17 protein-coding genes, 1 riboswitch and 1 other annotated feature are annotated in these 23,552 nt (G+C 43.9%); of the genes, 14 read left to right on the top strand and 3 right to left on the bottom strand.

The window, feature by feature from the left end:
- The first annotated feature begins 15 nt into the window (after positions 1-15).
- The 7 genes from M3661_RS15825 (at position 16) to M3661_RS15795 (ending at position 13,088) form a co-directional block, all read left to right on the top strand.
- Positions 16-819, top strand: a complete 804-nt coding sequence (locus M3661_RS15825; protein ID WP_083189305.1) for a dimethylarginine dimethylaminohydrolase family protein — start codon at positions 16-18, stop codon at positions 817-819.
- Between the two features lie 18 nt (positions 820-837).
- A complete protein-coding gene (locus M3661_RS15820) occupies positions 838-2,523 on the top strand; it encodes a carbamoyltransferase family protein (RefSeq protein ID WP_251486637.1) in 1,686 nt (561 codons plus the stop codon).
- Positions 2,524-2,548: 25 nt separating this feature from the next.
- The gene (locus M3661_RS15815) at positions 2,549-9,784 is read left to right on the top strand and encodes an amino acid adenylation domain-containing protein (protein WP_251486634.1); all 7,236 of its coding nucleotides are present in this window, start codon (positions 2,549-2,551) and stop codon (positions 9,782-9,784) included.
- Positions 9,785-10,298: 514 nt separating this feature from the next.
- A complete protein-coding gene (locus tag M3661_RS15810; RefSeq protein WP_065292272.1) occupies positions 10,299-10,790 on the top strand; it encodes a DUF3939 domain-containing protein in 492 nt (163 codons plus the stop codon).
- 295 nt (positions 10,791-11,085) lie between these two features.
- Positions 11,086-11,490 (top strand): DnaJ family domain-containing protein, encoded by a 405-nt coding sequence (locus M3661_RS15805; RefSeq protein ID WP_021256449.1) that lies wholly within the window; start codon positions 11,086-11,088, stop codon positions 11,488-11,490.
- Between the two features lie 145 nt (positions 11,491-11,635).
- Positions 11,636-12,574 (top strand): glutaminase A, encoded by a 939-nt coding sequence (glsA, locus tag M3661_RS15800; protein WP_251486631.1) that lies wholly within the window; start codon positions 11,636-11,638, stop codon positions 12,572-12,574.
- Between the two features lie 103 nt (positions 12,575-12,677).
- A complete protein-coding gene (locus M3661_RS15795) occupies positions 12,678-13,088 on the top strand; it encodes a YuzC family spore coat inner layer protein (RefSeq protein ID WP_083189491.1) in 411 nt (136 codons plus the stop codon).
- Between the two features lie 82 nt (positions 13,089-13,170).
- Here M3661_RS15795 and M3661_RS15790 read toward each other — a convergent pair whose 3' ends face one another.
- Complete coding sequence (locus M3661_RS15790) at positions 13,171-13,809, bottom strand: nitroreductase family protein (protein WP_065293252.1); 639 nt, start codon at positions 13,807-13,809, stop codon at positions 13,171-13,173.
- A 366-nt stretch (positions 13,810-14,175) separates the two neighbouring features.
- Here M3661_RS15790 and M3661_RS15785 point away from each other — a divergent pair, with 366 nt between their 5' ends.
- The 4 genes from M3661_RS15785 (at position 14,176) to M3661_RS15770 (ending at position 18,221) form a co-directional block, all read left to right on the top strand.
- The gene (locus M3661_RS15785; RefSeq protein ID WP_065293251.1) at positions 14,176-15,036 is read left to right on the top strand and encodes a DUF72 domain-containing protein; all 861 of its coding nucleotides are present in this window, start codon (positions 14,176-14,178) and stop codon (positions 15,034-15,036) included.
- Positions 15,037-15,108: 72 nt separating this feature from the next.
- A riboswitch (purine riboswitch) is annotated at positions 15,109-15,208 on the top strand.
- A gap of 274 nt (positions 15,209-15,482) precedes the next feature.
- The gene (locus M3661_RS15780) at positions 15,483-16,091 is read left to right on the top strand and encodes a xanthine phosphoribosyltransferase (RefSeq protein ID WP_021256444.1); all 609 of its coding nucleotides are present in this window, start codon (positions 15,483-15,485) and stop codon (positions 16,089-16,091) included.
- Entirely contained in the window at positions 16,088-17,437 is a 1,350-nt protein-coding gene (locus tag M3661_RS15775) for a nucleobase:cation symporter-2 family protein (RefSeq protein WP_065293249.1), read from the top strand. Before M3661_RS15780 ends, M3661_RS15775 begins: the two co-directional genes overlap by 4 nt.
- A gap of 331 nt (positions 17,438-17,768) precedes the next feature.
- The gene (locus tag M3661_RS15770) at positions 17,769-18,221 is read left to right on the top strand and encodes a DnaJ family domain-containing protein (protein ID WP_251486628.1); all 453 of its coding nucleotides are present in this window, start codon (positions 17,769-17,771) and stop codon (positions 18,219-18,221) included.
- Positions 18,222-18,358: 137 nt separating this feature from the next.
- Here M3661_RS15770 and M3661_RS15765 read toward each other — a convergent pair whose 3' ends face one another.
- Positions 18,359-19,225, bottom strand: coding sequence for a DegV family protein (locus M3661_RS15765; RefSeq protein WP_065293247.1), 867 nt, complete (start codon positions 19,223-19,225; stop codon positions 18,359-18,361).
- A gap of 216 nt (positions 19,226-19,441) precedes the next feature.
- Here M3661_RS15765 and M3661_RS15760 point away from each other — a divergent pair, with 216 nt between their 5' ends.
- The 3 genes from M3661_RS15760 to argS all read left to right on the top strand — a co-directional run bounded on the left by M3661_RS15760 (position 19,442) and on the right by argS (position 23,041).
- On the top strand, positions 19,442-19,624 hold the full coding sequence (locus tag M3661_RS15760; protein ID WP_021256440.1) for a hypothetical protein: 183 nt from the start codon (positions 19,442-19,444) through the stop codon (positions 19,622-19,624).
- Positions 19,625-19,862: 238 nt separating this feature from the next.
- Positions 19,863-20,801: a DUF3895 domain-containing protein gene (locus M3661_RS15755; protein ID WP_065293246.1), complete on the top strand. Its 939-nt coding sequence runs from the start codon at positions 19,863-19,865 to the stop codon at positions 20,799-20,801.
- Between the two features lie 175 nt (positions 20,802-20,976).
- Positions 20,977-21,220, top strand: a binding site (T-box leader).
- A 60-nt stretch (positions 21,221-21,280) separates the two neighbouring features.
- Positions 21,281-23,041, top strand: a complete 1,761-nt coding sequence (gene argS / locus M3661_RS15750; RefSeq protein ID WP_251486626.1) for an arginine--tRNA ligase — start codon at positions 21,281-21,283, stop codon at positions 23,039-23,041.
- Positions 23,042-23,341: 300 nt separating this feature from the next.
- On the opposite strand, the gene M3661_RS30800 is transcribed toward argS, so the two are convergent.
- Positions 23,342-23,491 carry a M60 family metallopeptidase gene (locus M3661_RS30800; protein WP_368072455.1) on the bottom strand — a complete coding sequence of 50 codons (150 nt, stop codon included), beginning with the start codon at positions 23,489-23,491 and terminating at the stop codon, positions 23,342-23,344.
- Positions 23,492-23,552 lie beyond the last annotated feature (61 nt).

The raw sequence follows: 23,552 nt of genomic DNA, 5'->3' as shown, positions 1-23,552 counted from the left end.
GAAGGGTGATTTTACATGATTATTACAAAAGTTTTGATGTGCAAGCCAACGTATTTTGATATTGAATACTCAATCAATCCGTATATGGATGTAAACAATAAGGTAAACAAAGAGAAGGCAGAGGAACAGTGGAATTATGCTTATCGTGTATTAGAGAGCCTTGGAATAGAGATCGTGCTGCTAGATCCTGCTGAGGGTTGTCCTGATATGACCTTTATTGGTGATGCTGGTATCGTATGCGACAACAAATTTTTAGCAAGTAATTTCCGTCATGCAGAAAGAGCAGTTGAAGTGCCGCATTATATGGAATGGATGTATAAGAATGGATTGGAATGTCACACAATCCCAGATAATATTGCATTTGAAGGATTGGGAGATGTTGTTTGGTTTAATAAAGAAGTGCTATACGGTTACGGTCAACGTTCTTCTAAGGAAGCGCTAGACTATGTGCTTAAAGTATATCCTGATCTTAACTTACGAGGGGTGTTGCATTTAAAGGACGATGGTTTTTACCATTTGGGCCTTGCAATTGCCTTAATTGATGAAAATACAGTGCTCTATTACCCTTCTGCATTTACTGATGAGAGTTTAGAGTATTTGCGCCAAACGTACGAGAGAAGAATTGAATGCACCGAACAGGATGCAAAAGAATTCTTTGTATGTAACAACATTCCGATAGGCAACAAATTGATTATGGATAACTGTACGACGGAGCTGGAAGAAAAGCTGAATCATTATGGTTACGAGGTTATTAAAACCGACATGAGTGAGTTCAAAAAGAGTGGCGGAAGTGTACGTTGTTTAATCTTATCTCTCTAAAAAGGTGGTATGACAAAAATGTATATTTTAGGTATAAATTGTGTATATCATGAATCATCAGCTGCTATTTTGAAAGATGGACGTTTGATTGCAGCTGTTGAAGAAGAACGATTCAACCGAGTTAAGCACGGAAAGCCTGCCGAGATCGATAATCCAGATGTATTACCGCTTCAAGCTATTGAATATTGCTTGGAGCAAGCAGGCATTAAAATCGATGAAGTAGAGTGGGTAGCTTGCTCATTTTTGCCGGAAAATAGATTGGACAATGCCAAGCATGCGGATTTTGTTGAAGCTGGCGGGTGGGGTAGCGAAGATGGTGAAAAATTTTTTTACGATAAAATAAATCAAATACCTGATAAGCTCATGCAAATGGGCTTTCATGGTGAATTTAAATGGATCTCACATCATTTAAGTCATGCTGCATCGAGTTACTATGGTTCACCATTTGAAGAGGCCGCAATTCTAGTAGTAGATGGAATCGGAGAAAGTGCCTCTACGATGTTTGCAATAGGAAAAGGCGAACGTTTGCTAGTTAAAGAAGAAATCAATTATCCGAATTCAATTGGTTTTCTATGGGAAAAAATGTGCAAATATTTAGGGTTTTCAGAGTATGATGCATGCAAACTCATGGGGTTGGCAACGTATGGACGTGCTGATGATAAAATTATTGCTGCCTTAAACAAGATTGTTCATATATTGCCGGATGGGAAATTTTCTATTGATAATAACATCATGAAATTCCGCATAGAAGATTACTCTGAGCTAGAGAATTCATTTAACACAAAACGTCGTGGGGCGAACGAGCAAGTAACGGCTGTACATCAAAATATTGCATATGCATTGCAAAAAGTGACCGAAAAAATATTACTGCATATGATTCGATATTTTAAAATTAGCACTGGTATGGACAACTTATGTTTAGCTGGAGGCGTTGCCCTTAATTGCGTGGCGAATGGATCGATTGTTGAAGAAGGTTTATACGCTGATTTATATATTCATATGGCTGCACATGATGCTGGAACTGCTGTTGGTGCTGCCCAATTAGTTTGGCACGAACATTTAAATCACACGCCTAGATTTGAAATTACACATCCTTACTATGGACCAAGTTTTAGTGATACTCAATATGAGCTGGCTCTGCAGCAAGCTGGCTTGACTTATGAGCGAAAGGATTCGATCGAGAAATATGTTGCTCAGTTATTATGTGAGCAGAAGATTATAGGCTGGTTCCAAGGAGCTATGGAGTTTGGGCCGAGAGCGCTTGGGAACCGTAGTTTGATAGCAGATCCAAGAAGCCCGGAAATGAGAGATAAGATAAATCTTATTGTTAAACATAGGGAAGACTTCAGACCTTTTGCCCCAAGTATACTAGCTGATCAATTGCATGAGTGGTACGAAGTTTCTCATGCATGCAGTGCATCTGACTTTATGTTGGTCAATTATAGCTCTAAATATCCAGAAAAAACTCCGGCTATCGTTCATATTGACGGAACTAGCAGAGTGCAAACCGTTAAACCTGAAATAAACAAACGATACTATCAATTAATTCATGAGTTTGCTCTATTAACAGGAGTTCCAATGATACTTAACACATCGTTCAATGATAATGAACCGATTGTTTGTACACCTCAAAATGCAGTTAATACGTTCTTAAAATCCAACATAGATTGTTTAGTAATGGGTGACTTTGTTGCATTTAAGTAGCAATGATTGGAGGTGACGAATTCGGATGTCTTCAAAATTGGGTGATTTGTCCTATGAAAAGCGCTCGTTATTGTTACAGCGATTACTTAAGAAAGAGAGCAATAAAGAGCACATTCATAATGAACAAAAGTCGTCACTAATTAAAAACATGAATGATGATTCTCAACAGCTGCCTCTTTCATTTGCACAAAAGAGATTGTGGTTTGTCAATCAATTAAATCCTGATCATTCATTTTATAATATTCCTTTTGTTTTAAGGTTAATAGGGAGTTTTCACTATCCTTGTTTTGTTATGGCTTTAAATGAAATTGTGAAGCGCCATGATAGTTTACGAACTCGAATTGTAGCTAAAGATGGAATTCCTATGCAAGTCCGAGATCGTTATTGCCCTTTTGAGGTTGAATTAATCGATTTATCTGCTAGCGAATCCGAAACCATTCTCCAACAAGCTGATTCCATTTTAGAGCAGAAAGCGAGAACTCCTTTCGACCTAAGTGAAGATGTGCCTGTTCGATTTTGCATCCTAAAGTTAAAGGAACAAGAGCACATTTTCCTTGCTAGTTTCCATCACATTGCCGTTGATGGTTGGTCGATCGGTGTTTTTATGAAGGAATTAACTGATTTTTATAATAGCTCTGTCTCAGGTTCTTCATTGGAACGAGAACTTCCATTTCAGTATGCTGATTTTTCAACATGGCAGACAGAGTGGCTAACGGGTGAGCAGATTACAAGTGGGCTGAACTATTGGAAGCAGCAACTACTGGGAGTAGAATCGCTCTCACTACCGACAGACTACACAAGACCTGTGGTTCCCTCTTATAGAGGAGATACGGTTAGGTATACCTTGCCGAATGCCATTTCGAAAATGGTCAATTTGTATGCAGAAGAACACAATTACACGTTGTTTATGTCTTATTTAAGTGTGCTTAAAGTGTTGCTTAGCCGGTATTCGGGACAGGATGATATAACAATTGGCACTCCAATTGCTAATCGCAATAAGACAGAGACAAAAGGAATCATCGGTTTTTTTGCTAATACAATCGTCATTCGAAGTCATTTGGCAGGGGAGCTGTCATTCCGCAGTCTTCTTGATCAAATAAGGGAGACTTCATTAAAAGCTTATGAAAATCAAGACGTCCCTTTTGAAAAAATTGTAGAAGAAATACATCCAGACCGTAACAGCAACTTAAATCCATTATTCCAAGTCATGTTTATTTTTCAATCGTCGGATAATGAACACATTCATATGCAGGACCTTCAAATCGCTCCGATGCAATTAGATACGCAAACTTCTAAATTTGACATCACTTTTACCGTGCAAAAAGCGATGGACGAGCACCAGATTCATATTCAATACAACACAGATATATTCAAAGCAAGTACGATTGAGAGAATGATTCAACATTATGAGTTGCTCCTTACGCAATTGTTCCAAGCTCCAGAGGCACCTATGGCCCAATTTTCGATGCTTACAGAAGCAGAGCTGCTCCAATTAAAGCAGTGGGGAATGAATCAGCCTGTTGTAGCGATGACTAAATGTGTACATGATTTAATATCATGTATACATTATAGTGAATCGATTGCCATTGTTCACGGCGAGGTAGCACTAACTTATAAAGAAATTTATAATTATTCGAATCAGTTTGCCCATTATATTAGTTCGTTTATTTGTGAAAGAAACCAGCTAATTGGCATATTAATGGATAGATCTGTAGAAATGATTGTGGCTTTGTTGGGAATTTTAAAAGCAGGCTGTGCTTATGTACCAATTGATCCGGGATACCCTACAGAGCGCTTAGAATATATGATATCGGAATCTAATATTCAACTGATTGTTACGAATCTAGATGTTCCAAACATCATTCCTTCATATAAAAATCAAGTTGTCCCATTTAATCATCTAGATGTTCTACAGCATTTGAGAGTGGACAAGTATGAAACGGATGTATTGCCGGAAGATTTAGCCTATGTAATTTATACGTCTGGCTCAACAGGCAAACCTAAAGGAATTGCAATGCCTCACCAAGTACTTGTGAACTTGCTAGAATGGCACAAGGAGCATCCTACTTTAGGTGAGCCGTGTCGAACACTCCAGTTTACGACGATTAGTTTTGATGTTGCCTTCCAAGAAATATTTAGCACCCTATATTTAGGGGGGACATTAATATTAATTCGCAACGAAGACAGAGATGATTTCTCTGTGCTTGCTGATATAATCATATCGAAGCGTGTTGAGCGAATATTTATGCCGTTCGTCGCTTTGAATCAGCTGGCGGAAACTTGTGTATTAGAACGTAAAGAGCGATTTAGCTTGAAAAATGTAGTTACTGCAGGAGAGCAATTACTCATTAATCAAAAAATTCGTCAATTTTTTCACAATATTCCTAATTGCACATTGCATAATCACTACGGCCCATCAGAGACACACGTCGTTACCGAATATATGATGCCCCAACTGACTCAGGAGTGGGAGGATATTCCACCTATCGGGGCATCCATAAATAATGTTGGTCTATACGTGCTGGATAAATATCAGCATATGGTACCAATTGGTGTGAAAGGCGAGCTTTACGTAGCTGGTCAAGCAGTTTCTAACGGATACATGAATCGGGAAGATTTAACGCGAGATAGTTTTGTTCAGTTGCCAATTGCGCCAGAGCAATCGATATTGTATAAAACGGGTGATATGGTTTCGTTTAGAGAAGATGGTAATTTAAATTACTATGGTAGATTGGACAAGCAAGTGAAAATCCGAGGTTATCGAATCGAACTTTCTGAGATCGAATCGGTCATTATGTCCCATCGTGCGATTCAAGATGTATTTGTCTTAGTTCAGGAGAGAAAGTATATAAAGTTTTTCGTAGCTTATTATACGATTAGACCAGCGAACAGTTTGACCATTGAAGAACTAAAGGGATACGTAGCAACCCTACTTCCACGTTATATGATCCCTAGCTTTTGGTCTGAATTGCAAGAGATCCCTTTACTTCCTAATGGAAAAGTCAATCGTGCAGCACTTCCTGATCCAGAACGCTCATTTGAGTGTGTAGAAGCGGATGACGAACCGCAAACAGAGCTTGAAAAAACTATGGCACAAATTTGGTGTGAAGTATTGGGATTAGTACGTTTAGGAGTAAACCAATCCTTTTTTGATGTGGGCGGACATTCTCTTCTTGCTACGCAAGTTATTTCTCGTATACGTTCACAATTAAATATGGAGCTTCCCTTAAGGATATTATTTGAGCACCATACCATTAAAGAACTGTCTCATTATATTTCAAATCATGTAAACGACTTTTCTCATAGACCAATAGTACAGATTGGTATGGGAGATGAGAGAGTGGTAACGGGGCCGTTATCTTTTTCTCAAAAAAGATTATGGTACATTGAACACATGGAACTCACAGCATCACCGAACAATATTCCTCTTGTTCTACATATGAAAGGAACGCTCCTTACTAACGAGTTAGAAAAATCGATACAATGTTTGGTGAAACGTCATGATTTGTTGAGAACAACATTTCATATCCAAGGTGATGGGCAACCAGAGCAGGTCATTCATCCAGTGATGAATGACAAGCTTAAGCTCATTCTCATTAATGGTGAAGGCAAGCGTAATATCAAGAACATTATTCAGGAGCTCTTACAGCATAAGTTTGACCTATCGATAGGTCCACTGATTCGGTTTCATCTTATCTACTTAGGCCTAGAAGAATGGATTTTCCTTATTAATATGCATCATATTATTTCGGATGGATGGTCTATTTCCATCTTGTTAAAAGAATTAACTGAGCTGTACAACGCATATGTACACAGTAGGGAAGCACAGCTAGAGCAATTGCCTTTCCGTTATTTAGATTATTGCTATTGGCAAAACGAGCATTTGATAAAGGAACAGAAATATGAGCAGCAACTCAATTATTGGACAAACAAGTTATCTGGGGAACTGCATGTACTCAATCTAGAGACAGATAAGCAGCGCCCGACGACACTTACATCGCGTGGAAAGGTTCAACAGTTTTCAGTTGATCCAAAAGTATACGACTTAATTCAAACTACAGTGAAGCAGACTGGATTAACTCCATTTATGATTGTACTCTCCTCATTTAAAGTTTTACTGCATCGCTATACAGGACAGAGCGATATTATTGTGGGCACACCAATCGCTGGGCGATCAACCGAAGACCTAGAGAAAGTACTCGGCTTTTTCGTAAACACACTCGTATTAAGAACAACCATCACACACGATATGACCTTCTTAGATGTTTTAGAGCAGGTAAAGCAAACGTCGCTGGAGGCATACTCGAATCAAGATGTGCCATTTGACAAAATTGTTGAGAAAGTTAGACCAATACATGATGTAAGCAGATTTCCGTTATTTCAGGTTATGTTTAGCTTTAACAACACTCCAGCAGCTGATATTAAACTTGAAAATGTGCAAGTGGAGCCTTATGAATTTGATGTGCTCGGATCCAAGTTCGATCTGACTGTTACGATACAGTTAGATAAAGATGGTCTCATTGGGGTTATGCGTTACAACAGCGATATTTTCGATGACCATTATATTGAACAATTTATTGCTCATTTTCAACATCTATTGAGCAGTTCTTTACAGCACAATACGAGCAGGATTTCAGAACTTTCGTTAATGTCTAGGGAGGAAGAGAACTGCCTTATTGAGTTAAGTCGTAACGAAGCTACAACGGAAATTTGCACATTTATTAAATCTTTCGAAGAGCGAGTGAAGGTTTCACCGAAATCCATCGCTGTTATATATGGCGACAACTGCATTACTTATGATGAGCTGAATAAAAGCGCCAACCAAATTGCGAATTGCTTAATTATGAAGGGCGTTAAAGCGGAAGGTATAATAGGAGTACATCTAGATTTATCTATAGAGCTGGTATCTACTCTTATTGGAATTATCAAAGCAGGCGCTGCCTATGTAGTCGTTAATCCATCGTGGCCAGCAGGCAGAATCATGGAAATTGCCCATGATACAGGTATGAAATTAATAATTACCTGCTCGAATTTGCATGCCATTTTTAACGAAACTATAGAGCATATTTTGCTTGATAGTTACAAAACGATGATTACGTTGTACAGTGATGCTAATCCTAAACTGCATATAGATTCCAAAAGTTTGGCATGTGTCGCTTATTCATTTCACTCGCTGGATCAAACGAAAGCAATTCAGGTGGATCATGGTCAGCTAATGAATTATTGCACGAGCACGATTACTGGAGTAGGTTTAAGTCCAGAAGAACATTATGTTGTAAAACACCCAGGTGCAGAAAGCATTATTCAATCCTTGCTGTTTCCTGCTCTGATGAGCGGTGGCCAAATTCATCTCTCTAATACTTATTCGTTTAGAACTGCCGATATAGATTGGCTAAAAATGAGTCCATCACTTCTGGCTGAAGAGGTAAATAGGGGTGGCTTTATAATGCCACGTCAAGGATTCATTTTAAGCGGTGAGCTTGTACACACGGAACTCATCTTAAAAATAAAAAATATGATTTCAGGGTTAAAATTAGTTGTCGAATATAGGAAGACAGAGGTGCCTACGGCGTTATTTCACCATGTATCTGTAAGTGAAGAAGCATATTCTGCTCTGTTGCCTTTGGGAAAACCGCCGCTAAACGTAGAAATTTATGTGCTAGGTACAAATATGGAGCCAGTGCCCCGAGGGGTAATCGGAGAGATGTACATTGGTGGTTCTGGCGTTGGACGAGGATATTTAAACCAACCTAGATTAACGGCAGAATGTTTTGTTCCGAATCCGTATGCATTAGAAAATGGAAGTAAGCTATATAAAACAGGGGATCTTGTGCGTTTGAGTAGCGATGGCTTGCTCCAATACAAGGGGAGAAAAAATGAGATATACTCCTTATACGGATATCAGTTGGACATTTATGCAATCGAGAATGTATTAATAAGTCATCCTCATATCATAAATGCTAAAATAATTGTTAGCAATGAAGATCAATTAAACGAAGTGTGTGCGTACATCTTACCTATGAACATTTATCCATTGTCAATTGCTGATCTATTCAGCTGGCTAAAAGGGCGATTGCCGATTTACATGATTCCTCATTCCATATCAATAGTTCCGTCCTTTCCCTATACAGAGGATGGAATAGTAGACACTTCTTTGTTAGATACATTATACGGATCATACTATGATGAAACTTTGCTGCCACAGGTTGCTAGAGATAACATCGAATTAAGATTAAGTATGATATGGGAAAAGCTGATTCAAGTCGATCATGTGAGTGTGAATAGCAATTTTTTTAGTATAGGAGGGCATTCCTTACTTTTAATACAATTGATCTCAGAAATTAGAAATGAATTCAATGTGGAAATACCACCTGCATCTTTACTTCAAGAATGTACAATTTCACATCTTGCTGACGTAATACGGTCAAAAGGCACGGTAAAACACTCATTTTTAGTTCCATTAAATCAACAGGTTAACAGTCCAAAACTGTTTGTTATCCACCCTGTGAGCGGAATGGTGTACACGTATCAGCACTTAGCTAAGTGCTTAGATGGGATATCAGTTATAGGTATTCAAGCGCAAGGAGTTATGGATGCGCTAAACCCGATAGATAACATCAAAGAAATGGCTAGAAAATATGTAATTGCGATAAGAGATAGTCAAGCTAAAGGCCCTTATTATCTCGCGGGCTGGTCTATAGGCGGTATGATTGCGTTCGAAGTTGCACAGCAAATGAAAGCTATTGGTGAGGATATTCAACTGCTCGCGTTATTTGATACGTATTATTTTAAAAATGTTTGCCATAAAGCCTTTTCTGAGAGCCAGTTGATTCATAAATTTATTATGGAAACGATATCTAATTTTGGACAGGAGAATAATTTAGAGTGGATTGATTCAGTGAATGATTCGAACTATACCTTGTCAACTCTATTAGAACTTGCAAAAAGTAAAGGAATTATTCCATACTCCTTTTCCTATTCAGGCATGGAAAGTTTATTCCATGTTTACAAGTCAAATGTACTGGCAAATCAAAATTATGAACCAGAGTATCTTGAGCAGGAGTTGATGATGTTCAAGGCAGTTCCTAAGCATGTAGGCGATCAACGAATCTCACTATATAATTGGAACAGCATTGTTTCAAAACTAGAGGTTATCTCAGTAGCAGGTGATCACTACTCGATGTTCAATGAAGAAAATAGTCGAATCATTGCACAACACATTTTAAAAAGATTGAATATTTTACATTCTTATACACTTTAATTATAACATAGCTTGTTATGTACGGAATTCAAAATTAAGCTTTTCAAGGGTTCATTTAATCGGTGGACTGAAAACGAATTGTGCTATTTATTCTCAAAGGTATGATACCCCCATTTTCAACTGGAAGCACAACATAAGACACGAATGCAAAGGATATGCCCTGATGATTCGAAGGATGGTGGGTAATGATGAACCAAAAGAGTCGAGTTCGGGAAGGATCCGAATTCGACTCTTCACGATGGCAGTTCCGCCAATCGAATAGCTTACTTGTGTAAGGTGACAGAAGTAACACCCCCATATTCATGAATATGTAATATTTGTAAGATCGCATCATTACATCCGATTTTGAGCGAAAAGGAGCAACGTTGATATCCCTATACAAAGACGAATCGGAACATGGCAAAGCTCGAGTGTCGAAATAGGGAATACTATGTTATAATATACATGTAAGCGGATACATGATTTCCTGCTTCCATCTCTCCACATTCAAGGAAGCAGAAAGGTGGGATCTGATATGTGTTGGCTGACACAATGGCTGAAGCGGAACAAGAAGGATTCTTTTCCAGCAGTGGACAAGGAGCATGTGACGTTGGCAGATGTCCGCAGGGCGGTGCTTCAATACGAGAAGGATATGCCGAATGAAATTAAACGCACATCCCTCATGTTAAGCGATCAAAGTATTGATTTGAAGCGGCTGCGCCGTTACTTGGGTGGATTATCGGATCAGAAATTTTATATGTCCCAATATACGTACGAAATTTTTGAAGAGAAAGACAAGCATATTCCACTTTATCTGGATATGGTGCAGGCCGCAGTTGACGATTATTTGGAAGAGCACGACGATCTTCCCGTGATCTCGGGAACGCGCAATCGCCAGGTGCACTATGATTTGCTCATGCAGCGCCACTATTTAAAGGAGAAGCCGCCAATATCGTTGTACTTGACGACAGAGCAGTTTATGCTGACGCATGAAGAGGACTGGCATACCGCACAGCAGCCGTTATAGTAGAAGCATAATTGAAGCGAATACAAGAGCTTGCCTCCGTTTGCGGGAGGATAAGCTCTTTTTGTTGTACGCCCAGCATGGGCGTCATCTTTAGGGTGAAAGTCCTGAATGGGGGCTGGCAAGCGCCTATCATTAGCTAAGAGCAAGGGTGTCCATCGCGAGGTGGTGTGAGAGGACGGGGGTTAGTCGCCCCTCCTACTCGATTATTTTCCAGTTAAAATTCTGGGGTGATTAGTGGTATCCTATTACAGGGTATGTCTACATTAGATGTAGTCGAATAGCGAGGTGTGCAATCATGGATATTATCGGATGGATGGCAGAGCAGAAGATTCAAGAGGCAATGAATGAAGGTGGATTCGATGAGCTGCCAGGCAAGGGGAAGCCTCTGGTGCTCAAAGACTTGTCGCATGTTCCTGAGGAATTGAGACCAGCTTATTTGATGATGCAGAATGCGGGCCTGTTGCCGGAAGAGCTGCATGTAGGACGCGAAGTCGTTCGCTTGGAACAGCTTCTCGCTGCCTGCACTCCCGAAGATGAACAGAAGATTGGTGACACACGCAGGCAGCTGAATGAACGGAAGCTGCGGCTGCAAATGATGATGGAGGAGCGGGGATGGGCTGTTGTACCTGCGTTCGCCCAGTATGAATCACAGATTGTGAACAAGGTTTCGCGTGTTACGGAGCCTCAGCGTGAGGACTAGAGTACAGGCTGGACAGCATAACAGCTGACGCATGTGAACCCGCTAACCAAGAAACGATAGATATAACCGTACATATCCCATCAGCGAGATGATGATATGTTCATTGCAATGTTGGTTGAGAAGGAAGGACAGGTGTACATTACGTATGACGACCTATTGGCAGCAACTTAGAAGAGAGCTCCCTCATTGGGTAGAGGAGAGCCGGACAGTATCACAGGATGGAGAGGTCGCTTCATATATACCGGGGCTTGCAAATGCTCCGAAGGATGGGCTTTGCATATCCTTGTTCGGTATTCAAGGTGAACAGGTGCATGCAGGCGATTGCAAGTTCAAGTTTACAATGCAAAGCATATCCAAAGTCTTCTCACTGCTCTTGGCCTTGCTCGATAGCGGCGAGGCAGTTGTATTTAATAAGGTAGGGATGGAGCCCACTGGTGATGATTTCAACTCGATCTTGAAGCTTGAGCTCGTTGACCCTGGGAAGCCGTTCAATCCCTTTATCAATGCAGGCGCGATTACTATCGCCTCGTTAATTGAGGGGGGAACGCCTGAGGAAAAATCAATCCGCATGCTTGAATTCATTCGAGAATTGGCGGATGACCCTACCATCACGTGGAATGAGGAAGTATACCAATCCGAGAAGGATACGGCACATCGGAATCGTTCATTGGCTTATTTCTTGAAGGATAATGGTGTACTTGAAGCGGATGTAGAGGATACGCTGGAGGTGTATTTCCGCCAATGCGCAATTGAGGTAAATACCGATCATCTTGCGCGTATGGCTCTTGTATTGGCAAATGGCGGCTGCAATCCACAGACAGGACGCTGCTACATTCCGAAGCATTATGTGCAAATTGCGAATTCGTTCATGGTGACGTGCGGCATGTACAATGCCTCGGGAGAATTTGCGATTCACGTGGGCATCCCGGCCAAGAGCGGTGTGTCTGGCGGTATTCTTGCAGTCATTCCTGGCAAGATGGGAATCGGTGTCGTTGGGCCGTCCCTGAATAAGAAAGGCAATAGTGTAGCAGGGGTACATCTGCTTGGCGCTTTGTCCGAAAGATACGATTGGAGCATTTTTTAGCACGCCACTAAGCCGCAATGAAGAACACGAAATGTGCTCCTCTTACATAGGCTGACATAGTACCTTCTTCGTACGGACTACTTAGAAACGAGGGATGTGGAAGATGTCGTCTAATGAACAGGGGATTACGTGTCGGGTAGGATCATTGCAATCCATCATACGAGTGCCTACTGTCCGATCGGTATCGGGTAAGCGGGATCGCATTCCAGAAACCTATCCGCCTATGGATTCGAGCATATTTGTAACCTCAGCAGCTAGTACCTATTCCCTAGCGGAGCAGGCAGTACGTGTGCTTGATCGACTGAGGAGCTCGCATTCTCTGGCGACTGCCGTTATGGATGCAGCGCAGCGGGGCGACAAGACTGAGGTGATACGGCTTATACGCGAGATCGGGGTACAGTCGAGGTTGGATGTAAAATTTACGCCAGATGGTATCCAAATCATTTTCAATACGGATCCTGCGGCGGGACGATGCTGCGAGCTGGAAGTGAAGATGCGCTGGAATCCGAGCTAATCCTAAGCAACAGAGAAAAGCGCCACATCCATGGGATGGGCGCTTTTGTATTTCATTGTGCTCAAAAAATAAGGATCATATCTTATTGATTCGCTGGGAATGATTCATGGAACACCGTACGCTCCAATGGCAAGCGGCTTGTTGCATGCGCAGGTGCAGCTGCTTTGCCAAGTGTAATAAGCATCACCGGCACATAGCGGGACGGGATGTTGAATTCCGTAACGAACTGCTCCTTGCTAAAGCCGCCCATTGAGCAAGTGTCCCAGCCTTTAGCTTTGGCAGCAAGCATCAATTGCATGGCAGCAAGTGAACTGTTGAGGATCGCTGCTTCGGTGCCAACCTGCTCGGAAGATGCATAGGCGCGGTTAATGTTGCCTACCAGTGTATCATGCACTTGCTGCGAGATGTTGCCTGCTTGCAGCTGCTCGCCATACAATTCTGACGCCATCAAGTTCGCTTGTGTGTCGCCAAGCACGGCAATGACAGCCGAGCAGTCAACAACCTGCTGCTGATTGTAGGCGATGGGCAGAAGCTTCTGCTTCGTATCTTCCTGTTGGAAGACGAGGAAGCGCCAATGCTGCAAGTTCCAAGCAGATGGTGCGGATCCGGCAAGCTCCAAGATCTCGTTCAATTCGGAAGAGGCAATTGGTGTATGTGGAACATACTTACGAACAGAGTGGCGCGACAGCATAGCTTCGCTTGCATTCATTGATGTAGTCATCTTATTTGGTCATCCTTTCAAGGCGATATTCGCATCTAGGGTATAATATTCTATTTCTAGCTTTTGCTAACAAATATATAGTAGCATAATTATCGTTATTGAAGCAACGATTCAACGATCAAGATGTTGAATGCGGAGACCGCTTAACTCACTTATAGCGTGTACATTTGTTATCTTGTTATGAGTATATTTTTCAGAAAAAGGTTGTTTTGGCACGAATGGGCGTAATGTACATAAGTTGCAGAACTGAAATTGATATGTATCATGATGAGTAAGGAAATATTGTCCGATGGTTCGACGTTTATGAAGAAGACATGAGTATGGCGTGTACATAAGAGCAAATACAAGGTGTGGAAGGAGTCGGGGATGGAGCATCATCAGATTGAAGTTGGACTAGCGGGCTGGGGGGATCAGGATGCGCTGTATGGGCCGGGGACAAGAGCTGCTGAGAAGCTAAGTGAATATGCACGGCATTTTTCCATCGTGGAATTGGACAGCTCTTTCTATGCTATTCCTTCTCCTGAGCGAATGCTGGGTTGGTGCGAACAGACACCTGAGCACTTCGGATTTATCGTTAAGGCGTATCAGGGGATGACAGGGCATTCTCGCGGTAAGCATCCTTATACGAGTACGAAGGAGATGTTTCACGTGTTCCGTCAATCCGTCGAGGCGCTTCAAGCAGCGGGCAAGCTTAGAACAGTGCTGTTTCAGTATCCTCCCTGGTTTCATTGCGACCGCAGAAATGTAGACATCTTACGGCGTACGCGGGAATGGATGGAGGGAGTGCCTGTTGCTCTTGAATTCAGACATCAGAGCTGGTTTGTGGAACCAGTGCGTGAGCGGACGCTTGCATTTATGCGCGAGGAAGGCTGGATTCATAGTATTTGCGATGAACCACAGGCAGGTGAAGGAAGTGTGCCAACGGTGCTTGTACCGACACAGGCAGAGGCTACCATGATTCGGATGCACGGCCGCAATGAATCTGGCTGGAATGCAAGCGGTCAGCCGAATTGGCGAGATGTTCGTTATTTGTACCGTTATGATGAGCAAGAGCTTACAGAGTGGAAGGGACATATCCAATCTCTCTTGATGAATACGAACCGCTGCTGGATGATCTTCAACAATAATTCGGGAGGCGATGCAGCGCACAATGGGAAGCAGTTCAAGCGTATGCTTGGACTGGAAGATCCGCCGCTCCCAGCTGAGCAGCTGACATTATTTGATTAAGAAGATAGGAACAGTTATTTTCAGAAATTGTTACTTCCTTTCAGTAAAAAAATGAGGTATACTTACCGCTACAATCATAAAGTAGCGTCTTCTCGTATAGGTGCAGGAATTGGCCTGCATGTTTCTACCCAATCACCGGAATGATTGGACTACGGGGAACCAGCGTGCCGCACATTATGTCGTGGATTTGGGTGAATACGTCCGTATTCCGTAATACTGCAGCGCGGCCGTTTCTTTCAGTGATTCTGCTGGGAAACGAGGTTCACAGTCGATAGCTTGCATGTTTGTTAGGCTGACGATTCGAATCGTACAAGCACTAACCAGCATTCAGGTTTCGTACAACCCGATTCCAATCACCTTCCTGCAGCGGAGGGGATTGGAATCGGGTTGTTGTCGTATTAGAGAAGAGAGACGTTCAACTGCACACGTCGAAAGGGGAACTGGACATGAAACAGCTTCAGGATAAGATTACTCAAGAGGGATTAGTGCTCGGCAACAATGTATTGAAGGTGGACTCGTTCCTTAATCATCAGATGGATCCAGCGCTTATGCAAGCGATTGGTCAAGAATTCGTGCGTCGTTATGCAGGTGAACGTATTACGAAGGTACTTACCATTGAATCTTCCGGAATCGCCCCAGGTTTGATGACAGCACTGGAGTTGAATGTACCTCTCATCTTCGCTCGCAAGCAGAAGTCATTGACACTGCGTGAAGACATTATTGTGGAGAAGGTATATTCCTTCACGAAGCAAGAGACGAATGAGGTAACGGTGTCGAAGCGCTTCTTGTCCGCTGATGATCGTGTACTGATCATTGATGATTTCCTTGCAAATGGTGAAGCGGCTTCTGGCCTGGCTCGCATTGTGGAGCAGGTAGGAGCAAGTGTAGCTGGTTTTGGAATCGTTATTGAGAAGTCGTTCCAACCAGGACGCCAAATGCTGCTCGATGCAGGATACCGTGTTGAATCCTTGGCTCGCATTGCTTCTCTGTCAAATGAGGGCGTAACATTCGTGGATGAAACTGCGGAAACGACATCGGAAGCGGTGCAGCAATGAGCCGAGTCGATAACCGTATTTTTGTAAAAAATCGGCATCCGCTGCAAACCTTCTCGCTCGGCTTGCAGCATGTGCTCGCTATGTATGCCGGAGCGGTTATCGTTCCGCTCATCGTGGGCGGCAATTTAGGATTCAATCAAGAGCAAATTACGTACTTGGTTGCCATTGATTTATTTATGTGCGGGATCGCCACGCTGCTGCAAGTATTTGCGAATCGGTGGTTCGGCATTGGGATGCCTGTCGTGTTAGGCTGTGCGTTCCAAGCCGTTACGCCAATGATCGCAATCGGGAAGGATTTTGGCATTTCGTATATTTACGGAGCCATCATTGCAATGGGCATATTCGTCATCTTGTTCGGGGGCTTATTCGGCAAGTTAATTCGTCTATTTCCGCCTGTCGTAACGGGCTCTGTTGTAACGATTATCGGTGTAACGCTAATTCCTGTTGCGTTCACAGATTTAGGTGGAGGCCAGGGCAATCCGGACTTCGGAAGTCCAACGAACTTGCTGCTTGGCTTCGGCGTACTCATATTTATCGTTATTATGAACAAGCTGTCCGCTGGATTTATCCGTGCGGTATCGATTTTATTAGGGCTTGTCATTGGCACAACGATCGCAGCGCTCATGGGTCAGGTTGATTTCACTCCCGTAACGGAGGCATCCTGGTTCCATGCAGTACAGCCATTTTATTTCGGCGTTCCGAAATTTAATATGACGGCTATCCTGACTATGATTATTGTAGCAATGGTCGGCATTGCTGAATCCACAGGCGTGTTCATGGCTCTAGGCAAAATTATAGACCGCGACGTGGATTCGAAGGATCTGGCACGTGGTTACCGGGCAGAGGGTCTAGCTATAACGATTGGCGGTATCTTCAATGCTTTTCCATATACAACGTATTCGCAAAATGTCGGGCTTATCCAAATGAGCCGTGTGAAAACACGTGATGTGATCGTAGTAGCGGGCGGATTGCTGATGCTGCTTGGACTTGTACCGAAAATTGCTGCATTAACGACGTTGATTCCGAGTTCAGTGCTCGGCGGCGCCATGGTTGCCATGTTCGGTATGGTTGTGTCGAGCGGTCTGCGGATGCTCGGCTCTCAAGTAGATATGAATCGTCATGAGAATCTGCTCATTATTGCCTGCTCGGTAGGGATGGGACTTGGAGTAACGGTAGTGCCTCAATTGTTCGCGAGCCTGCCGTCAACGGTTCGAATCTTAACGGATAACGGAATCGTAGCAGGAACTTTTACCGCGCTGGTTATGAACCTGCTCTTCAACGGTACGAAGCAGCAATCTGATGGAACGCAGAGCGAGGAAGAAACTGAACATTCTGTAGCTTCTTAGGCTCTGAACAAGCTAGTCTGACAATAACCAATAGTGGAGGCCCATTGGATGAATTCCAATGGGTTTTTTGCTATGCGGTATGTGTGCTCAATCATCGCCACAAGGCTCGAGCCTTTGGTTTCATGCAGGTCATTAACAATGATATTCAATAAAGAAATTCATAAAGCTATGTAATTAAGACATGCAATTAAGCTGTTCATCACAAGCATTTTACATAAGCCACTCAAACCGTACTCGCACGAAATTGTCACATTTAAAGGGTGGTGCATACTAGACAAAATTGTGAAGAAGATTGGATAATTATGTTATTCATGTGATTGGGGGGATCGCAATGGGTTGGTTCCGAAAGGAAAGTAAGCAGTCAGCAGAAGTTAAGCCGATCAAATCGGAAATCGCAGAGGACGCACCGCAAACGATAGCAACTGAACGAATGATGAGCAATTGGTTGGATGATGTCTTTACCCAATATGAGAAGAAGGGCGGATTGGATGATTTGCCTGGCAAGGGCAAGCCGCTAGAGGTGCGAGGCGGAGATCCGTTGAATGGGGTGCTGCACAACGCGAATGTTGTCCCTTCCTGGCTTGCGCTTCAGCATGAGATTAGAGATGAACTGCAGCGTATTATGAAGCTGAGCAATGATCAGCCCCAAGCCGACGTATCGGCTGCGATGTCCGATGTGAATCAGAAAATCGTGAAATATAACGCGAGCGTGCCATCTACATTATTCCAGAAATCCAAGGTTACATTAGATACGATAGAGGGCCAATTGGCGAAATGGATGTAACAATAGTCCAGAAGCTGACATAAGAAGCAGATGCCCGCACGATCGGTTAGCGCCGATTGTGCGGGCATCTTACTGTTCAAGGAGCGAGTGGATTCGTCTCCTGCATCTTCAATTCCAGGGCAGCCATGTTGAAACCTTTATGCGGAATAGGATTTATTCGGGAAGAAGAGCGCTAATGTTCCTGGGCCTGAATGAGCGCCAACTGCGCAGCCAATGGAACTAATCAGGAAGTTCGTCATCCCGAAGCGTTCAGTAATCATCGATTTCAACTGCTCCATCGCTTCTGCGTCATCACCATGGGCGATGCCGATAACCTGCTGCTTATCATCGAGATTCGCTCGCTCCTCCATCAGTTCGACAAGGCGCTGAATGGATTTCTTTCTGCCTCTTACTTTATCGACGGGAATGAGTTTTCCATCCTCAACATGAAGCACGGGCTTAATATTGAGCAGTCCGCCAATGATGGCTGATGACTTGCTGACGCGTCCGCCGCGATACAAATATTGCAGGTCATCGACCGTGAACACATGCTCCATTTGCCGGGCAAGGGATTGTGTGCGTGTAATAATCTCTTGCCTAGGCAATCCCTCACGCGCCCAGAGCGCAGCCTGTCTAACAACAAGGCCAAACCCGAGTGAAGCGCATTTGGAATCGATAATACTGCAAGTGAAGGACGGGAAGTCATCTTGTACCATATCATGCATAATGCGGGAAGAGGCATACGTTCCTGACAGTTCCGACGAGAACGCAATATAGATAGCTTCCTCGTTCGCTTCGGCAATCGATTGGAAGGTTGTCTGCAATACTTCCATCGAGAGTTGAGAAGTCTTATATACATTCCCTTCGCGCATGCCATCGAGCATGGCTTTCGGCGTAATAGTTACTCCGTCCTCATATTGTTTATTGTCTATAGTAACGATTAGCGGCATGACCGTAATTCCCAATTCGTCAATGACGGATTGAGGGAGGTCAACAGCGCTGTCGGTAAGAATGCGAATTGCCATAATCATTCTCCTTTTCTTCTTTCATGTTCATACCGAAGTACTTATCTCCATCATACCATGAGTTGAAGGGAAAACGGTGAAGGAATGTGTTTATCAAGTGTTGTGAGTTTGTGGGATTTAATGGAAATGATGAAGCTGAATCATACAGTCATATTTCCCCTCCTTCATACATAAGGGTAGGAGAACGAATGAATTGACAGGAAATGAGGGGATAGAATGGCGAAGAACAAACGCGGTAAATCATTATGGAATCTACCTTCACGTGGCCGAGGTACATGTCCGGTCTGCGCCAGCACTCGCATTAAGCTGCTGTATAATCGGACAAGAGGGAATGGCGTACAGATTAAGGTATGCAAGAAATGCTTTCAAGCACCGCAGGAACGAATTGATGCTTCATAATGGCAAGTCCAGATCCGATAGTAAAATGCCATTGATTAAGAATAAATATTCTTCTTTTAGCTTCTCTTCCTAGGGATCGCCGTTCTTATCGATGTGCCTACAATAGGTTGCCGCCCAGCGAGGGAGTGATTGACTGCCTGCGCTAGGGCGGCTTCTTCATGTGAGGCATGCCTTCACTTCCATGCTCTACTTCCTGTACAATAGACAGTAATGGAGCAAAGCGCGAGGAGGAGAAGATATGATATTAACTATCCAGGAACGGGATGAGATGTTATCTCAGCTCAATGACAACCAACGTGAGTTCCTGAATCACTATCTCGTTCGCTCTCGCCGCACGGCGTTCGCCAATGCGATGGCGAAGGAGAAGGGGCATCATGTTCCAGATCATGCGGCACCAGAGGACATCGAGGCGCTGTTAGATGATTGGATTTATACGGGTTATAAAGATGCGGGGACGATAAGTCCAGAGCTGCGATGCGAATGCGGCCGTTCTCTTCGATATCAGCATGAGGTGAAAAACCGGAAAACAGGTGAGATCAAAAAATTCGGCATTGAGCACTTGAAGGAGCACTTAGGGATTGATGCTGCAATCGTGGCGACAATTAAGAAGGGATTCGAGGCCATTGATTATGAGCTTGATGAGATCTTATTGAAAATAGCCAACGATTGGCGACCTGCTCCAGATGCCTATTCTGTGGCAGATTTGCCTGAACAGCTACAACGGCAATTGTCGGTTGGACTGCCCTTGTTGGACAAGCAGATCAATATGCTGCGACGCAAGCCGGTGGTGAGGAATTCTTCACCTTCGCCTAAGACAAGCGAGCCTAGCGCAGCTCCTGCACCTGCACCTGCTCCTGCACCGATTCTAGAGGAGTTCGACTTATGGTCGTGGACGGAGCCCGAGCCTGCTGCTGTGGTTCAAGAAGTAGTTAGTAATGCTGAGAATGGGCTTACTGCTGCTGAACGGGCGGCCGTGAAGCAATATGTGGAGACCGGTGTTGGCAGTGCAAGAGTGATCAGTGAATTGTTAATACGTGATCATGGAACGCCAGATCGCCGCTATATAACAGGCAAGCCTCTAATCTATCCGGATGTATGCCAATTTATTGAGCAATCTTATCTAGATATTTCGGTCGAATTGAATGGAACTGAGGATCGCAAGTATACAATGCGGTAATCGAAGCTGGACGGATAGTAGTAGAATGAGACTTGTATTCGATGTGAATCACTACTGGCCATGACGTTACGTACTCGAATGGCGGCAGAGTAAGGAATATTTTTCTGAAATAATACATGTAATAGGTTGATTTTTCCTAATTGTTCTGGATATAATGTGTAAAATGAAAATCGACGCAACAACGATGAACGGGAGAGTACTCTGCACAATCCGTGCTGCAGCGAATCGGGATGGTGGAAGCCGATACGGAATGAAGAGGAAGCGGACCCGGGAGTTGGCTCTGTGAACTGCCTTATATGGGGACGTAGGGGAGCCCGGCGACAGCCGTTATTTATCGAGTGGACTCTTTTCGGAGCAGCAAGCTTCCGGGTAGGGTCAAGTAGAGTGGTACCACGGGGATTCAAGCCTCCGTCTCTTTGTAGACGGGGGCTTTTTGACGTGTTGCGAACCGTAACCAACAACAGGAGGAGAACGAACTTATGCTAAAAGAAATTGCCGCGCAAGTGCTAGAACCTATTATGAACATGAACGGGGCAGACATCGAACGTGCCTTGGAAGTACCTCCGCAGAGCGAGCTCGGCGACTTGGCGTTCCCTTGCTTTCCACTGGCGAAACAGTGGAGACGTTCTCCACAACAGATTGCGGTGGAGCTTGCTGAACGCATTAATCAAGAGAGCGATAACATTCGGATGCGAGCGGAAGCCTCTGGTGGATATGTGAATATAAGTTTTGATCAGGATTACTATGGCGAGGCTTGTCTTGCTCGCATGCAGGAGCCGTTTTTCGGCAAGCTGTCGATCGGAGAGGGGCAGCGTGTCGTTATTGATATGTCGTCCCCGAATATTGCGAAGCCGTTCAGTGTCGGTCATCTGCGTTCTACGATGATCGGAAATGCGCTCGCTCACCTGTATGAAGCAGCAGGATACGAGGTGTTGAAGGTGAATCACCTTGGGGATTGGGGTACCCAATTCGGCAAGCTGATTACGGCTTATAAGCTGTGGGGGGATGATGGTACGCTGCGCCAAGATCCAATCCGTGAGAGCTTGAAGCTGTATGTCAGATTCCACGAGGTGGCGGAGCAGCAGCCGGAGCTGGAAGACGAGGCGCGCGAATGGTTCCGCAAACTTGAGGCGGGCGATGCAGAGACCGTACAGCTGTGGACGTATTTCGTTAACGCAAGTATGGTCGAATTCAATCGCATGTACGAACGACTCGGCGTTCACTTTGACCACGTTCTTGGCGAGAGCTTCTACAATGACAAGATGGATGCGGTCGTCGCTCATTTGCAGCAGCTTCAATTGCTCGAAGAAAGTGATGGGGCGATGGTCGTTCGTTTGGATGATGAGGGTATGCCGCCATGCCTGATTTTGAAATCAAACGGAACAACAATTTACCCGACACGTGATTTGGCAACGGCTATCTATCGTAAGGAAGTTATGAAGGCTGACAAGCTGATTTATGTAGTTGGCGCGGAGCAGCAGCTGCACTTTCAACAGGTATTCGCTGTGCTTGGCAAGATGGGATATGAATGGGCACAGGAATGTACGCATGTACCGTTCGGGTTGATGACATTTGAAGGGAAGAAGATGTCTACGCGCAAGGGCAAGGTTATCTTCCTTGATGAGGTATTGAATGAGGCAGAGAATCGCGCGCTGCAAATTATCGAAGACAAGAATCCATCTCTGCAAGAGAAAGCCAAGGTGGCATCGAAGGTTGGGATTGGTGCGATCATTTTCGGTGACCTGAAGAGCAGCCGTATGCTGTCTGTTGACTTCAACCTGGAGGATGCGCTGCGCTATGAAGGCGAAACCGGCCCTTATGTACAGTTCACACTCGTCAGAGCGAAGAGCTTGCTCATCAAAGGGGGATGGACGTCATACTCTGATTGTCCAGCGGATACTGGGGTGCTTGGCAAGGATGCATCTGAGTGCGCAGGTGAACAATCGAGCATGAAATCAACTGCGGCGGGAGGAGTAAGTCAAGAAGCATGGATCTGCTTGAAGTCTCTCAGCAAGTATGAGCGTGCTCTTCAGATGGCGGTGGACAGCAATGAGCCGTCCATCTTCGCTAGGTATTTGCTTGATGCAGCCAAGCAGTTCAACCGTTATTACCATCAGGAGCAGATTCTGGTGGAGAATGAGATCGAGCGTCGCCACAAATTGCGTATCGTCGCAGCGGTGGCACATGTGCTTGAAGCGGGGCTGAACCTACTTGGCGTTGAAGCGCCAGAACATATGTAGGGCGATGTATCGATGTGAATTGTGAAAAAGAGAATCGCATCATCATCACTTCGTTGATTATGCGTATGTAAGGCATGAATTTCGTAGGGGTGGTGGGTTGGTTTGTACTCGTAATCTGAACCTGTCTATCTGTAGACGACAGATGAGCCGCGGAGATTGTCTCCCGGCTCAGCACAGGTCACATACAGATTAGGCTCTTGATGCTACTGTCATTATCGCAATTTTACAAAATTCCGGAGTGATAAGCGGGAGGTTCATCTGTTCAATGGCTGCTTTTGTATCCTATGTAGCGTTCAATCCCTATTTATCGGAAAATGGGATCAGGTTTTGCTTCGCACTTTTGGATGTCATTAGGATAAACATTTGAACTTTCTGTTCGTCATTTCTAGGAAGAGATGCTTTATTCATTTCAAGGTATGCCCTGTGAAGCTCTGGATAGAGAAGATGTATTATATTTTAAATGTATAAAAGGATATTTAAGTATCGAAACTCGTGGTTGACAAAAGAGAAA

This window comes from Paenibacillus sp. MER 180 (assembly GCF_023713665.1).
GTDB lineage: Bacteria > Bacillota > Bacilli > Paenibacillales > Paenibacillaceae > Paenibacillus_B > Paenibacillus_B suaedae.
This window is presented reverse-complemented; position numbering and strand designations above follow the sequence as displayed.